The organism is Glycomyces amatae (assembly GCF_020991375.1).
GTDB lineage: Bacteria > Actinomycetota > Actinomycetes > Mycobacteriales > Micromonosporaceae > Glycomyces > Glycomyces amatae.
Genome location: NZ_JAJLQZ010000001.1, coordinates 168,583 through 183,183, shown reverse-complemented (window position 1 = coordinate 183,183; position 14,601 = coordinate 168,583). Strand labels below are relative to the sequence as shown.

The following is a 14,601-nucleotide window of genomic DNA, read 5'->3' as shown; positions in this document are numbered from 1 at the left end:
GGCGCGGCCGGGCGCTATCCGGTGGCCCGGTCGTCCCAGGCGGCCAGTGCGGCGGCGATGGTCTCGGGGGGCGAGGGCGCCGGCTGCGGGATGGCGGGGCCGAGGCCGTGCCGGACGAGCAGCTCGGTGTACTGCTCGCTCCCGTAGGAGCGCAGGAGGTTCTGGGCGGCTTCGCGCCCCTCGTCCGAGAGGTCGGCGCGGACGAGCATGGGGTACTCGAACTGGGCGACCTGGGCGGCCCCGCCGGGCGCCTGGAGCTCGGCGCCGCCGGCCGCGTTGGCGGCGGCGACCTCGGGGGCGGACATGACCGGCGTGCCCTCGCCGCCTTCGGCGGTGTGCTCGTCGACCCCGAACAGGATGATCCACATGAGACTGGCGGCGTGGCCGCGGGGGTCCTGGAGGGCGACGTCGGCCTCGTCGGGGAGGACCTGGTCGGTGCTCTCGCCCGCGGGCAGGGCCATGCCGACCGCGGCGTTCGCGGTCGACTCCTGGAGGACCTCCCACTGCTCGGCGCGGCCCGAGTCGGGCATGCTGCGCCACAGGGCGGTCTCGGGGACCCACACGTCGGCGTCGGACTCGCCGACGGCGCCGGGGGCGACGGCCTCGACGGTGATGTCGGCGCACACGTCGGAGCCCCGCGAGGGGGCCCCGCCGCCGGCGGCGACGAACTCCTCGATCACGGCCGCCATCTCGGGGACGGCGGCGACACGGAGGTCGACCTCGGTCCCGCAGGACTGCACGTGGGCGATGGCGGCGTTCAGCGTGTAGGCCGTGACCGGCGCGAAGACGGCGAGGAGCGCCACGCCGCCGAGGAGGCGGCGTCCCTCTTTCGAGAGGCGCCCTCGTCTGCGATGCATGCCGGCCATGTGACGAGTGTATGACCTGGCGCGAGCGCAGTCGAGTTCGCGTTTTTCAGTTATCCCATGCGGACTGGGAGCGACCGCCCTCGCCGGGCCGCGGGACGGCGTCCCCCGGCGGGCGGGCCCGGCGCCGGACCGTCGGTTCGGCGCCGGTCGTCCGCGGGCCCTCCGGTCAGCGGCGCCGGGTGCGCCGCTTCGGCGGGGTCAGCAGGTCGGCCACGATCCGCATCGTCTCGGGGACGAGGCGGAAGTAGGCCCACACGCCGCGCTTGTCGCGCTGGACGACCCCGGCCTCGGCCAGGATGCGCAGGTGGTGGCTGACGGTCGGCTGCGACAGCCCGAGCGGCTCGGTGAGCTCGGCGACGCAGGCCTCCTGCTCGGGAGCCGCCTGGATGAGGCTGATGAGCTGGAGGCGGTTCGGGTCGGCGAGTGCTTTGAGGACACCCGCGATGCGCTCGGCGTCGGACTTGGAGAGCGTTTCGCCGCTGACCGGCGAGACGGGAGTCTCGGCCTCGACGGTGACTCGCACCATGATCGTGTTCCTTCCGGATTGGTTCCAGTCGGGACTGGATGGCCGCACTGCCATTAATCCAGTTCCAACCCTGAATATGCCCTCGCGTTGTGGCCGGACGGTAACGACGACGCTTCCGGCTCGCAAAGGGTTTCGGTTCCTATGGACCGCGACCGGGCTGCACCAAGGCCCGCATCGGATCCACCGCCGAGATTACGCCTGCCTCGCCAGCGGGGCCACCGCTGCCGCGCGATCAGTTCGCAGGCCACAGGTATCGGTTATTCAGTTAATACCAGACTACCAGGAGTTATATCTAAATTCTCCTATATTTAAGCGGTTGCCGCCGGTTCGCCGAGAGCCGATTCACGTGCCGACACGAATCGAAGTCCCAACATATAGAACAACCCTGATCAGGAGCTTAGCGCGCCGCGCGCCGGAATGCGGCCCGCACGTGTTTCAGCGCGGTTACATGAGGATGGGAATCCCCACATCATCAGTCCCGGACATGCAAAAGGACGGGGCCGTTTCGACCCCGTCCGCACTGATGCGCCCCCTTTTCAGCCGCGGGGGCGGGCGGTGGAGCCGCGCTCGATGAGCTCGGCCTCGACCATGAGCTCGTCGGGGTAGTCGGCGTCCTCGACCAGGGCCGCTTCCAGGGCCTTCACGCCCATCTCGTGCAGCGGCAGGGCGACCGTGGTGAGCGAGGGCGTGAGATCGCGCACGATCGGGATGTCGTCGAACCCGGCGACCGACACCTGCCCCGGGATGCCCACCCCGCCTTCGCGCAGCGCCGTGCACAACCCGGTGGCCTGCACGTCGGAGGTGACGAACACCGCGGTGGGCAGCGTCCCGCCGTCCAGGAGGCGGCGCCCGGCCTGGTAGCCGCCGTCGCGGCTGAACTCGGCCGGGACGTGCACGACCTCGGCCTCCTCGGGCAGCGCCGACAGGAACCCCTCGCGGCGCTCGCGCACCACCTGGAGCTGCTCGGGCCCGGCGACGAGCGCGAAGCGGCGGTGCCCCAGCTCGGACAGGAACCGCGCCAGGCCGGCCGCGCCCTCGCGGTTCGCCGGGCGCACCACGCGCCCGGGCAGGCCCGGCTGGCCCACGCTCACGACGGTGGCGCCCAGCTCCAGCAGGTCCGACAGGTGCTCGGCGAGGCGCTGCTCGGCGGCCTTGTCGGTGGTGCGCGAACCGGCCACGATCACCGCGCGCGGCCGGTAGCCGCGCAGGGAGTCGAGGTGCTGGACCTCGGAGTCGGGGTCGATGCCGGTGTCGGCGATGAGGACCCGCACGCCCCGGTGGGCCGCCTCGGCGAGGACGCCGCCGGCGATCTGCCCGAAGTAGGGGTCGGTCACGTCGTGCAGCAGCAGGGCGACGGTCTGCGAGGTCGCCCGCGCGAGCACCTGGGCGCCGACGTTGGGGGCGTAGCGCAACCGGCGGGCCGCCTCCCGGACCCGTTCGCTGAGCTGATCGCTCACCCGGTGCGGGGAGCCGTTGAGCACGCGAGAGGCGGTGGCCACCGAGACACCGGCGGCTCGGGCGACATCGGCCAGTCGGGCCGGTTGTTTGCGTTCCATCCCGCTGAGGCTACTCATCGGCGGAAAGCGCTGCTCAAGCGGTCCTCAGGCGCCGTTCCCTCCACACTCGCCACACCACATACGCCACGGCGGCAACGGTGACCCCGGCGGCGGCGACCTTGAGCGGGCTGGGCCCGGACAGGGGCTGGCGCAGCGCCACGGGGCGGCGGAACGTCAGCTGCGGCCAGCCCTCCTCCTGCGCGAGGCGGCGCAGGCCGCGGTCGGGGTTGACCGCGCGCGGGAAGCCGACGGAGCGGAGCATGGGCTCGTCGGTGATGGAGTCGGAGTAGGCGAAGGAGGCGTCGAGGTCGACGCCGCGGGTCGCGGCGAACGCCTTCATGGCCTCGGCCTTCGCCGGGCCTGCCGCGTAGAAGTCGACCTCGCCGGTGTAGCGGCCGTCGGGACCGACGACCATGCGGGAGGCGATGACGTCGGTGGCGCCGAGCATCCGGCCGATCGGGGCGACCATCTCCTCGCCGGAGGCGCTGACGAGGACGACCGCGCGGCCCGCCGAGCGGTGGGCCTCGATGAGGGCGGCGGCCTCGGCGTAGACGGCGGGGGCGATGAGCTCCTCGAGGGTCTCCTCGACGATGGCGCGGACCTCGTCGGCGGGCCAGCCGCGGGAGAGCTCGGCGATGGCGTCGCGGGTGCGCGCCATCTGCGCCTCGTCGGCCGAGCCGCCGAGGCGGAACAGCAGGTGCGAGTAGGCGACCTTGAGGACGTCGCGGCGGGCGAGCAGGCCGCCCTGGTAGAGCGGCCGCGAGAAGGCGAGGCTGCTGGCCTTCGCGATGATGGTCTTGTCGAGGTCGAAGAAGGCCGCGCCGGGACGCGACCGGGAGGGCGCGGGGACCGGTTCGAGCGAGAGTGCCGGCGATCCGCTGATCGGCTCCGCTGCGTTCATGCCGCCAGTCTAGACACGCCTACAAGCCCGTTTCGACCACTTGTCCCATGCGCGCCCGGTGTGGCCGCGGCGGCGCGCGGAGGCCGAGGCGGGCGCCCGGGACCGGGCCGGGGGCAGGGGCGACGCCACCGGGAGCCGTCGCCCGGGCCCCCGGTACGAGGGTGCGCGGAGGGTCCGACGGTTCGGGCCGCCGCGGCGGCGATGTGTGCCCGAACTCGCAGCCGCCGGTCCCGCACTCGCGGCGGCGGACGCCCCGCGGGCGGCCGGGCGCTCCGGCAGCGCCCGCGGCCGGATCGCGGGCAGGGGCGACTCGCCCGGGGACCGCCGCGCGGGCCCCCGGTACGAGGGTGCGCGGAGGGTCCGACGGTTCGGGGCGCTTCCGGTGCGGGCCGTGGCGAGGGCCACGCCGACCGCGCCCCGGCGCGGTGCCCGGCCTCGATTGTCGGTGCCCGGCCGTAGGCTGGCGCCATGTCGAAGAGCCAGCGAATCGCCTACGCCTGCGGCGCGTGCGGACTCCGCGTCCCCAAGTGGGTCGGGCAGTGCCCCGACTGCGGCGAGTGGGGGTCGATGGAGGAGACCGCCGCCCCGCCCCGGCAGTCCGGCGGCGCCCCGGCGGCCCGGGCCACGGGGGCGCGCCGCCCCGCCATGCCGGCCCTGCGCATCGGCACCGTCTCGGCCGAGCAGGCCGCGAGCCTGCCCACCGGCATCGGCGAGTTCGACCGCGTCATGGGCGGCGGCCTCGTCCCCGGCGGCGTCACCCTCATCTCCGGCGAGCCCGGCGTCGGCAAGTCCACGCTCCTCCTGGAGGTCGCCCACCGCTTCGGCGAGGCCGGCTACGGCAAGGCCCTGGTCGCCACCGGCGAGGAGTCCGCCTCGCAGGTCCGCCGCCGCGCCGACCGCACCGGCTGCCTCTCCGAGGAGCTCTACCTCGCCGCCGAGACCGACCTGGGCGCCGTCCTCGGCCACGTCGAGGACGTCAAGCCCGGCCTGCTCGTCCTCGACTCCGTCCAGACCGTCATCGCCCCCGACACCGACGGCGTCCCCGGCGGCGTCACCCAGGTCAAGGCCGTCGCCAGCGCCATCACCGCCGAGGCCAAGTCGCGGGGCATGGCCGTGATCCTCGTCGGCCACGTCACCAAGGACGGCGGCATCGCCGGCCCGCGGGCGCTGGAGCACCTGGTCGACACCGTCGTCCACTTCGAAGGCGACCGGCATTCGATGCTGCGGCTGCTGCGCGGGGTCAAGAACCGCTTCGGGCCCGCCGACGAGGTCGGCTGCTTCGAGATGACCGAGGACGGCATCGTCTCCCTCGCCGACCCCTCCGGCCTGTTCCTCGACGACGCCCCCACCGAGCCGACCCCCGGCACCTGCGTGACGGTGACCATGGAGGGCCGCCGGGCCGTCCCGGTCGAGGTCCAGGCGCTGCTGGGCAAGTCGGTGAAGGACGGGGCGATCCCCCGGCACACCGTGTCGGGGCTCGACCAGGCCCGGTTGAACATGGTGCTGGCGGTGCTGACGCGGCGCGGCGGGATGCGCCTGCTGGACCGGGAGGTGTACGCGACGACGATCGGCGGGATCAGGGTCCGCGAGCCCGCCTCCGATCTGGCGCTCGCCCTGGCCCTGGTGAGCGCCGACCAGGAGATCGCGGTGAGCGCCGACCTGGTGGCGATCGGGGAGGTGAGCCTGACCGGCCAGGTGCGGCGGACGGTGAACGCGGACCGGCGGATCGGGGAGGCGGCGCGGCTGGGGTTCAAGACGGCGATCGTGCCGAAGGGCTCGGTGTCGGAGCGGCACCGGGGCATCGAGGTGGTCGAGGTCGAGACGATCATCGACGCGAAGCAGGCGGCGGCGCGCACCTGGGCCCGCCGCGGTTAAACGGTTGAGCCCCGGCCCGCGGCGGTTTACGGTGTCCGCCGTGAACGATCCTTCCCTCGAGCCCGCATCGGGCTCCGCCGCAGCGGCCACCGCCGACCTGGGCACTGAACGGCTCCTCCTGCGCACCTGGACCGCCCATGAGGCGGGCGCGGTCGGCGCGGGCGGTCGCCTCGGCGACTGGGCCGAAGACTTCCCCGACGACGGCGACAAGGTGATCGCGCCCTTGATCGCCGCCGACCCCGACTGGCTGGGGCCCTTCGGGCACCGGCTCGTCGTCGAGCGCTCGACCGGCCTGGTCGTGGGCTCGATCGGCCTGTTCTGGCCGCCGAACGAGGGCACTGTGGAGATCGGGTACGGGATCGTGCCCTCGCGCCGCGGCCTGGGCTACGCGCCGGAGGCGGTGCGGGCGCTCGTCGCGCACGCGTACGCCGCGCCGGAGGTGCGGAGGGTGTACGCGACGGTGGAGACGGCGAACCCCGCGTCGGTGCGGGTGCTGGAGAAGTCGGGCTTCAGGCGCCTCGGCGACGGCGAGGAGCCGGGCACGGCCCGCTACGAGGCCCCGAACCCACTGAGCACCTGAGCGCCTGAGCGCCTGAGCGCCTGAGCGCCTGAGCGCCTGAGGACACTGCATCATCGAAACCGCCGGTGATCACCCTTTCGGGTGATCACCGGCGGTTGTCGCCACTGCGGGGACCGGATTGTCGGGCCCCTGCGGCAGCCTTGAAAACCGGGGGCCCGTCCCCGAGGCCCCGGTGGACGTTCGCGTTGCCCTTCAGAGGCCGAGCTTGGCGAGGTCGGTGCGGGAGGCGACGCCGAGCTTCGGGTAGGCCTTGTACAGGTGGTACCCGGCGGTGCGGGGGCTCAGGTACAGCTGCTCGCCGATCTCGCGGTTGCTCAGGCCCGCTGCCGCGAGCCGGACCACTTGCAGCTCTTGGGGTGTGAGCCTGCCTGCCAGGTCGGGGCCGGCCTCGATCGGGCCCGCGTCGCCCGCCGCGCGCAGCTCCCGGCGCGCCCGCTCGGTCCACGGTTCGGCGCCGAGCCGCTCGAACACCGCTGCGGCCGAACGCAGTCGCCCCTTCGCCTCGTTGACGCGCCGGGCCCGGCGCAGCCACTCGCCGAGCACGAGGTCGGTGCGGGCGGTCTCGAACGGGAACCCGTCCTCCTCCCGGTGGAGCGCGGCGGCGCGCTCGAAGCGGGCCCCGGCGTCCGCGTCGGCCGCGAGGAGGCCCCGCGTGCGTTCGACCAGGGCCGCGAGGTGGGGCGTACCGGAGGCCTCGGCCCACTCGGCGTACCAGGCGAAGGCGTCCGCGGTGCGGTGGGCCTCGCCGGTGCGCACGGCGGCCTCGACGGCGACGGGCACGAACCAGAGGGTCTCCCCGGGGGCGCCGGAGTCGAGGTGGCCCATGAGCCGGTCGAGCGCTTCCTCGTTGCGCCCCAGGGAGAAGTCGAGGAGGGCGACGGCGGTGTCGACGGTGACGGCGGTGTCGGCGGGCGAGGCCGCGCGGGCGGCCTCGACGAGTTCGCGCACGCGAGCCTCGTCGCCGCGCAGCGCGGCGATCGGGGCGAGGACGTGGGCGGGGGCCTTCACCAGGCCGATGGGCTGACCGAGCTCGGCGGACAGGCCCATGGCGTCGGCGGCCATGGCCTCGGCGTCCCTCCACCGTCCCCTGTGGAATTCAGTGAGGGCGTTGAGGGTCAGCGCCCGGGGCAGCGCCCCGACCGCGCCGGTCCGGCGGGCGGTGCGCACGGTCGCGGCGGCGGTCCGCTCGGCGGCGGCGATGTCGCCGGTGAGGGTCTGCCACCAGGCGACCATCGCCTGGTCCTCGGGGGCGACGGCCTCGCCGAAGCCGGTGTGGAGGTCGGTGAGGCGGCGCAGGGCCGCGACCGCTTCGGCGGCCGTGGCGGCGCGGGAGCGGTTGAGGCCGGCGGCGGCCCTGGCGAGGTCGCGCACCCACGGGGAGTGGTCGATGCGGAGGCGCTCGGCGTGCTCGGCGGCGACTTCGGCGCGGGAGAAGTCCCCTGCCTGCCAGGCGAGTTCGACGGCGCGGAACAGCGGGTAGCCGGCGGACTGGGGCTGGGCGGCCGTGTAGTGGTCGGCCGCCTCCATGTAGCGCCGGTAGGCCTCGCGGACGTCGTTGCCCCAGCCCGCGACCATGGCGGCGATGAGCGTGGCCCGGGCCAGCACCGCACGGTCGCCAGTGGACTGTCTGATCTGGTCGCACAGCTGGGAGGCCTTGGGGCCGTTGCCGCTGGCGGCGGCGGCCTCGGCGGCGCGCAGGAGCCTGCGGGCGCGCTCGGGGCCCTCGGGGGTGAACGCGGCGGCGCGTTCGAACACGGCGTACTCGACGTTGTGGCCGCCGCAGGTCGAGGCGCACTCGGCGGCGGCCTCGAGGGCGGCGGCGACCTCCTCGTCGGGGCCGGTCGCGGCGGCGGCCAGGTGGAAGGGCCGGCGGTGGTCGTCGTGCTCCATGACGTCGGCGAGGACCTGGTGCGCCTCGATGCGGCGGAAGACCGGCGCGCCCTGGTAGGCGGCGGTGCGGATGAGCGGGTGCCCGAACGCGAAGCGCCCGCCCCGGTAGCGGACGAGGTCGTCGGCCTCGGCCGGGGCGAGGTCGGTCAGCTGCGCGCCGAGCTTCGCGGCGGCGTCGAGGACGAGGCGGGTGTCGGCGGTGTCGGCGGCGCTGATGAGCAGCAGCAGGGTCCGGGTCGCCTCGGGCAGGCGGTCGATGCGGTCGCCGAAGACCTGCTTGAGGCGGCTCGTGGTCGAGCGGGGGCCCGCCCAGTCGGCGGCCGGCCGCACGTCCGACTCGACCGGCGGCAGCTCCAGGAGCGCGAGCGGGTTCCCCTCGGCGGCGCGCAGGAGGCGGTCCCCGGCGCCGAACGGCAGGCCGCCGAGGCGCTCGGCCAGCAGGGCCCCGGCGGCCTCGTCGTCCAGGGGGCCCAGGAGCAGCTCGTCGAGGCCGGGCGTGGGGAAGTCGGGGGCGTAGCCCTCGCGGACCGTCAGCAGGACCGCGGCCGCTTCGGCGGCGAGGCGTTTGGCGATGAACAGCAGCACGGCCGCCGAGTCGGGGTCGAGCCAGTGGGCGTCGTCGACGACGCACAGCACCGGCCGGTGCGAGGCGGCCTCGGCCAGGAGGCTCAGGGCCGCGAGGCCGACGGTGAACCGCAGGTCCCCGGGGGGCGCGGCCTTGTCGGGGGCGGGGGCGAGGCCGAGGATGCGCGAGAGCACGCACGCGTGGTGCTCGGGGACGGCCTCCAGGTGGCCGGCCAGGGGCAGCAGGAGCGCCTGGAGACCGGCGAAGGACCAGGCGTTCTCGGATTCGACCCCGGTGCAGCGCAGCACGGTGAAGCCGGCGGCCGCCTCGGCGGCGGCGGCCACCAGGCTCGACTTGCCGATGCCGGCCTCGCCGCGCACCACCAGGGACGATCCGCGTCCCGCCCGGGCGGCGGCGATGCGGTCGGCGAGGGCGGCGGTCTCGGTGTCGCGTCCGTACAGCACGCGTCCAACGGTACCGCCGCCCGCCCGATTCGCCCGGTCCCCGGACCGGGTACTAGGACGAAAGGCCGAGGGCGGGCGCCCCCGGCGAGCCGGCGCCGGAGTCCGTGAGCCGGTCCGGCCGCCGGGCGGAGGGCCTCCCCGGTACCGGTGTCGCCTCCGGAGAATCGACGACGCGGGGTGCGGGCCGTCTGCCGGCAACACGTCCGGTCCGGCGGCGGCTCTCCGGAGGCGCCGCCCCTAGAACGGGGACGGCATGGGCGTGGCCGAGCGGGCGTCGGCGAGAGCCCGGCCCCACCAGCGCAGCTCGTCGAGGAGGGACTTGGCGGCCGGCTCGGCCTCCTCGAACCCCGTGAACTGGCCGCGCTCGTCGAAGTGCTGGTAGAAGCGGGGGAACGCGATGGTGTTGCGGATGGTCATGGTGCGCAGCTCGGGGAAGATCTGGCGCAGGTGCTGGGCGGCGTTCTGGCCGCCGGTGACCTTGCCGCCGTAGGTGATCATCGCGACGGGCTTGGCGGCCCACTCGTCCATGTAGTAGTCGATCGCGTGCTTGAGTGACGCGGGGATCGACATGTTGTACTCGCCGGCGATGACGATGAACGCGTCGGCGCGGTGGAGGCGCTCGGACAGGGCCGCGACGGGCGCGGACTGGTCGCTCTCGGTGTTCCACATGTCCTGCTCGGACAGGTGCTGGGGCAGGTCGGCGTCGAGCAGGTCGACGAGGTCGACGTCGAAGCCGCCGTGCTGCCGGGCGACGCCCGCGATCCACGCGGCGGGGGCGGGGGCCCAGCGGCCCTCGCGGGTCGATCCGATGATGACGGCGAGGTTGAGGCGGTCGCTCATGGTGTTCGGCTCCTTGGTTCGGGCGGTTCGGGCCCGACGCTACGGACGATGCGACCGGCGGGACATCTGTCGGGCGACTGGGCGGCGACTGGACCGGCCGGCCACGTCGCCGCCGGGGCGCGGCGGCGGCCCGCGGCGGGGCGACCGGTCGGGTGCGCCCGTCGGGCGACGGATGCGGGCCGGGTCGGACGCCGTTTAGCGTGGCGGCCATGACTGCCACCGAAGCGGCCCCCGAGGCCGCCACGACCCGATGGGCGGCGATCGTCGCCGTCGGTTTCGCCCAGCTCACCGTCGCGGGGGCCATGTCCAGCATGGCCGTGGCGCTCCCGCTGATCCGCACCGAGTTCGGGGTGTCCGAGGCGGCGACGGCCTGGGTGCTGCTCTCCTACGCGCTGCCGATGGGGGCGGTCGCGATCGCCGCCGGGCGGCTGGCCGACCGGGCCGACCTGCGGGCGGTGGCCGTGTTCTCCATGGCGGCGTTGACGGTCGCGTCGGTCGCGGCGGCGCTGGCGCCGACCTTCGGGCTGCTGCTGGCGGCCCGGGCGGGCGGCGGCCTGCTGGGCGGCCTGCTGTTCGGGATGACCGGGCGGATCATCGTGACGGCGGCGGCGCCGGCGCAGCGGGGCCGGGCGATGTCGGTGATCGCGCTGCTGATGACCGTGGGCGGCATGGGGATGGTCGGCGCGGGCGGGTTCGTGGCGGCCGCGTTCGACTGGCGGGGCCTGTTCTGGGTGTTCGCGGTGATGGGGGCCGGTGCGGTGGCGGCGGTGGCGGTGTCGGTGCCGTCCAACGGGACGGGGCTGCCGCGCCCGGACCGGGCACTGCTGGCGGACACGGCGCTGTCGGGGGGCGCGATCGTGGCGTTCCTGCTGGCGTTCGAGTACGTGGACTCGGCGCCGTGGATCGCGCTGGGGGCGTTCGCGTCGAGCGTCGCCTTGGGGGCGGTGTGGGCGCGGCGGGCGTCGTCGGCGCCGACGGTGGCGCTGCTGCGGTCGCCGCAGCTGGGCGGGGCGCTGCTGAGCCTGACGCTCCTGTCGTCGGTGACGGGCCTGCTGAACTTCAGCCTGCCGTTCCTGCTGACGGACGTGCGGGGGCTGCGCCCGGAGCTGGTGTCGACGGTGATGCTGGCGTTCATCGGCGGGGTGGCGGTGATGACGCCGCTCGCGGGCTGGCTGGCGGACCGGTTCGGGCCCGGCCGGGTCTCGCTGGCCGGGGCGGGGCTGGTGGTCGCGGCGGTGGTGCCGCTGCTGTTCGTGGGCGCCGGGACGGGCCTGGTCGGCCTGGGGGCGCGGATCGGGCTGCTGGGGCTGGCGTTCGGGGTGTTCAACAGCCCGATGAACACGCACCTTTTGAACGCGGCGCCGCCGGAGCAGTCGGGGACGGCGGGGGCGTTCATGGCGACGACGCGCACGATCGGGACGTCGCTGGGGCCGGTGCTGGCGGCGCTGGCGTGGGGTCTGGGCGCGACGGCGGTGGACGGGTACCGGCTGTCGGCGTGGACGGTCGCGGTGGTCATGCTGGCGGGCGCGGCGCTCCAGGCGACGACGCGGCCGTGGCGCAGGACGTGACCGGACCCGCGGCCGTGCGGCCTGGACGCGCCGCGCCGCTCACAGGTCGAGCTTGGCCAGTTCGGTCCTGGAGGAGACGCCGAGCTTCGGGTAGGCGTTGTACAGGTGGTAGCCCACGGTCCTGGGGCTGACGAACAGCTGCTCGCCGATCTGGCGGTTCGTCAATCCGTCCGCGGCCAGGCGCACCACCTGGAGCTCCTGCGGGGTGAGCAGCTCGGCGAGGTCCGGTTTGGACTCGACGGCGGTCGAGTCGCCCGCGGCGCGCAGCTCCCCCTGGGCCCGCTGGGTCCACGGGGCGGCGCCGAGCCGCTCGAACACCTCGGTCGCCTCGCGCAGGTGCGCCCGGGCCTCGTTGATGCGCCGCACGCGCCGCAGCCACTCGCCGTAGACCAGTTCGGTCCGGGCCCGCTCGAACGGGTCGATGTCGTCGGCGCGGTGCAGCTCCACGGCCCGCGCGAAGTGCGTCCCGGCCTCGGCCTCGGTCGCCATGAGCGCCCGGCACCGCTCGACCAGGGCCTCCCAGTAGGAGCGGCCGGTCGCGTCGGCCCAGTCGGCGAACCAGTCGAACGCCTCCTTGACCTCGGCGAGCCGCCCGGACCGGAACGCGGCCTCCACGAGCGTCGGCACCTGCGTGAGGACCTCCATGGGGGTGACGCCCTCGGCGATGCGCAGGAGCCGGTCGAACGCGGCCTCGTACCGGCCGAGCCCGAGGTCCAGCAGGCCGAGCGCGGTGTCGGCGGGGATCACCGAGTCCTCGGGGGCGTCCTCGATGGCGGCGGCCACGAGTTCGCGGCAGCGCCGCTCCTCGCCGCGGATCGCCGCGATGGGCAGCAGCACCCAGATGCGGCCCTGCATGAGGGCCCGGCGGTCGTGCTGCTCGTGCGCCAGCTCGATCGCGCTGGAGGCCGACGCCTGCGCGTCCGCGTACCGTCCGTAGTGGAACTGGGTCTGGGCCTGCACGATGAGCGCCTGCACGAGCGGGCTCAGCGCGCCCCGCTCACGGCAGGCGCGCACCTGCTCGGCCGCGGCCTGGTACGCCGCCGGCACGTCGCCGGCGAGGAACCGCCAGCGGGCGGCCAGGACCTGGTCGAACGCCTGGAAGTCCTCGTGGAGCGGCTGGTAGTAGTCGTAGAGGGAGCGCAGCGCGTCGACCGCCTCCCCGGCGGTGTCGCCGGGCCGGCGGTTGAGCCCGGCGGCGGCGCGGGCGAGCCGGCGCACCCACGCGTTGTCGGAGCCGCCGTACTGGGAGGCGAGTCCCGACGCGTACTTGACCTTCGCGAAGTCCCCGGTCTCCCAGGCGTTCCAGACCCCGCGCAGCAGCGGGTAGCCGGTGTTCTCGTGCCCGGTGGCCGCGTAGTGCCCGGCCGACTCCATCCACACGTCGAACCCCTTGGAGTGGCCGGCCCAGGAGAGGATCGTGGCGCGGATGAGGGCGGTGCGGGCGAGCAGGACGTGGTCGTCGGTGAGGCGCTCGGCGGCCTCGGCGAGCTCGACCGCCTTCCCGGTCATGCCCGCGGCGTAGGCGGTCTGGGAGGCCTCGACGAGTCGGCGGGCCCGCTGGTAGGGGTCGGGGGTGAAGCTCGCGGCGCGCTCGAGCGCGGCCATCTCGGCCGCGCAGCCGCCGCGTTCGGCCTCATAGGACGCGATGGACTCGAGTGCGGCGGCGGCCTTCTCGTCGAGGCCGGTGGTGGCGGCGGCGAGGTGGCGGGCGGCGCGGATGTCGCCGGCGCCGAAGGCCTCGGACAGGGCCCGGTGGGCCTCGATGCGCTGGGCCCGGGGCGCCGCGTGGTAGGCGGTGGAGCGGATCAGCGGGTGCACGAACTCGATGCGGCCCCGGTGGTAGCGCACCAGGTCGTCCACTTCGGCCGGTTCGAGGTCGGCGAGTGCGGCGCCGAGCTTCGCGGCGGCCTCGGCGATCACGGCGGTCTCGCCGGTCTCCTCGGCGGCGGCCAGCAGCATCATGGTGCGGGTCGAGTCGGGGAGGGCGATGATCCGCTCGGTGAACGCCTGCTTGATGCGCGAGGTCGTGGAGTAGCGGCTGTTGGAGGTGTCGGCGCGCAGCAGCGACTCCTCGTTGTCGGCGGCCGGGAGCTCCAGCAGCGCCAGCGGGTTCCCCTCGGCCATGCGCAGGATCCAGTCGCGGCTGGTGAAGGGGATCTGGTCGGCGCGCATGTCGATGATCGCCTGCGAGGCGGCCAGGTCGAGCGGCCCGAGGGTGAGCTCGGGGATGCCGGGCGCCGGGAAGTCGGGCGCGAAGCCGTCGCGCACGACCAGGACCATCGTGATCGACTCGGTCGACAGGCGCCGGGCGGCGAACAGGAGCGCGTTGGTCGAGTCGCGGTCGAGCCAGTGCGCGTCGTCGATGACCACGTACACCGGCTGCTTCGCCGACGCGTCCACCAGGAGGTTCAGCAGGGCCAGGCCCACCTGGAGCGAGTGGGCGCCGCCGGTGCCGTCGCCCATGCCCAGGGCGGTGCGCAGGGCGTCGGCCTGGGCGGCGGGGAGGCGGTCGATGCGGTGCAGCAGCGGGTGGAGCAGCATCTGGAGCCCGGCGTAGGACCAGGTGTGCTCGGCCTCGACGCCGAGGGTGCGCAGCACGGTGAAGCCCTCGGCGCGGGGGATGGCGGCGTCGACGATCGCGGTCTTGCCGATGCCCGGTTCGCCGCGGACGACGAGCGCGCCGCCGTGGCCGAGGCGGGCGCCGTCCATGAGCGCCTGGATCGAGTCGAGTTCGGCGTCGCGCCCGACGAGGTCGGTGCGCGGGACGGCGGGGTCGGGCGGGGCGTCCCGGGTCTGGTGCGCGACGGGCTGGGGGGCGGGGCCGGATCGGAACTGCACGGCGTCTCCATCCTCAGGGCGACCGGGGACGCCGCAAGCGTATCCGCGGCGCCGCCCCGGTCGCATCTGTCATTCGACTGGGGTCGACCGGGACGCCCGCCACCTGGTCGAATACCTGGCGCTACCGGGTTC

General features: G+C 74.8%; 10 protein-coding genes. 3 read left to right on the top strand and 7 right to left on the bottom strand.

Going from position 1 to position 14,601, the window contains the following annotated elements; genetic code table 11:
- Positions 1 to 14: 14 nt before the first annotated feature.
- The 4 genes from LO763_RS00855 to LO763_RS00840 all read right to left on the bottom strand — a co-directional run bounded on the left by LO763_RS00855 (position 15) and on the right by LO763_RS00840 (position 3,849).
- Entirely contained in the window at positions 15 to 866 is an 852-nt protein-coding gene (locus LO763_RS00855; RefSeq protein WP_230599948.1) for a hypothetical protein, read from the bottom strand.
- A 166-nt stretch (positions 867 to 1,032) separates the two neighbouring features.
- The gene (locus LO763_RS00850) at positions 1,033 to 1,392 is read right to left on the bottom strand and encodes an ArsR/SmtB family transcription factor (RefSeq protein WP_230599947.1); all 360 of its coding nucleotides are present in this window, start codon (positions 1,390 to 1,392) and stop codon (positions 1,033 to 1,035) included.
- Between the two features lie 536 nt (positions 1,393 to 1,928).
- Positions 1,929 to 2,948 carry a LacI family DNA-binding transcriptional regulator gene (locus LO763_RS00845; RefSeq protein ID WP_230599946.1) on the bottom strand — a complete coding sequence of 340 codons (1,020 nt, stop codon included), beginning with the start codon at positions 2,946 to 2,948 and terminating at the stop codon, positions 1,929 to 1,931.
- Between the two features lie 34 nt (positions 2,949 to 2,982).
- Positions 2,983 to 3,849 (bottom strand): HAD family hydrolase, encoded by an 867-nt coding sequence (locus LO763_RS00840; protein WP_230599945.1) that lies wholly within the window; start codon positions 3,847 to 3,849, stop codon positions 2,983 to 2,985.
- A 468-nt stretch (positions 3,850 to 4,317) separates the two neighbouring features.
- On the opposite strand from LO763_RS00840, the gene radA reads away from it, so the two are divergent.
- Together radA and LO763_RS00830 are read left to right on the top strand one after the other, a co-directional pair.
- Positions 4,318 to 5,724, top strand: coding sequence for a DNA repair protein RadA (gene radA / locus LO763_RS00835; RefSeq protein ID WP_230599944.1), 1,407 nt, complete (start codon positions 4,318 to 4,320; stop codon positions 5,722 to 5,724).
- 40 nt (positions 5,725 to 5,764) lie between these two features.
- On the top strand, positions 5,765 to 6,304 hold the full coding sequence (locus LO763_RS00830; RefSeq protein WP_230599943.1) for a GNAT family N-acetyltransferase: 540 nt from the start codon (positions 5,765 to 5,767) through the stop codon (positions 6,302 to 6,304).
- Positions 6,305 to 6,496: 192 nt separating this feature from the next.
- On the opposite strand, the gene LO763_RS00825 is transcribed toward LO763_RS00830, so the two are convergent.
- Positions 6,497 to 9,223 carry a helix-turn-helix transcriptional regulator gene (locus tag LO763_RS00825; RefSeq protein WP_230599942.1) on the bottom strand — a complete coding sequence of 909 codons (2,727 nt, stop codon included), beginning with the start codon at positions 9,221 to 9,223 and terminating at the stop codon, positions 6,497 to 6,499.
- A 237-nt stretch (positions 9,224 to 9,460) separates the two neighbouring features.
- The gene (locus LO763_RS00820; protein ID WP_230599941.1) at positions 9,461 to 10,063 is read right to left on the bottom strand and encodes an NADPH-dependent FMN reductase; all 603 of its coding nucleotides are present in this window, start codon (positions 10,061 to 10,063) and stop codon (positions 9,461 to 9,463) included.
- Positions 10,064 to 10,272: 209 nt separating this feature from the next.
- On the opposite strand from LO763_RS00820, the gene LO763_RS00815 reads away from it, so the two are divergent.
- A complete protein-coding gene (locus LO763_RS00815; RefSeq protein ID WP_230599940.1) occupies positions 10,273 to 11,631 on the top strand; it encodes an MFS transporter in 1,359 nt (452 codons plus the stop codon).
- Positions 11,632 to 11,670: 39 nt separating this feature from the next.
- Here the strand turns inward: LO763_RS00815 and LO763_RS00810 are convergent, their stop codons facing one another.
- Positions 11,671 to 14,469, bottom strand: a complete 2,799-nt coding sequence (locus LO763_RS00810) for a helix-turn-helix transcriptional regulator (RefSeq protein WP_230599939.1) — start codon at positions 14,467 to 14,469, stop codon at positions 11,671 to 11,673.
- Positions 14,470 to 14,601: the final 132 nt, after the last annotated feature.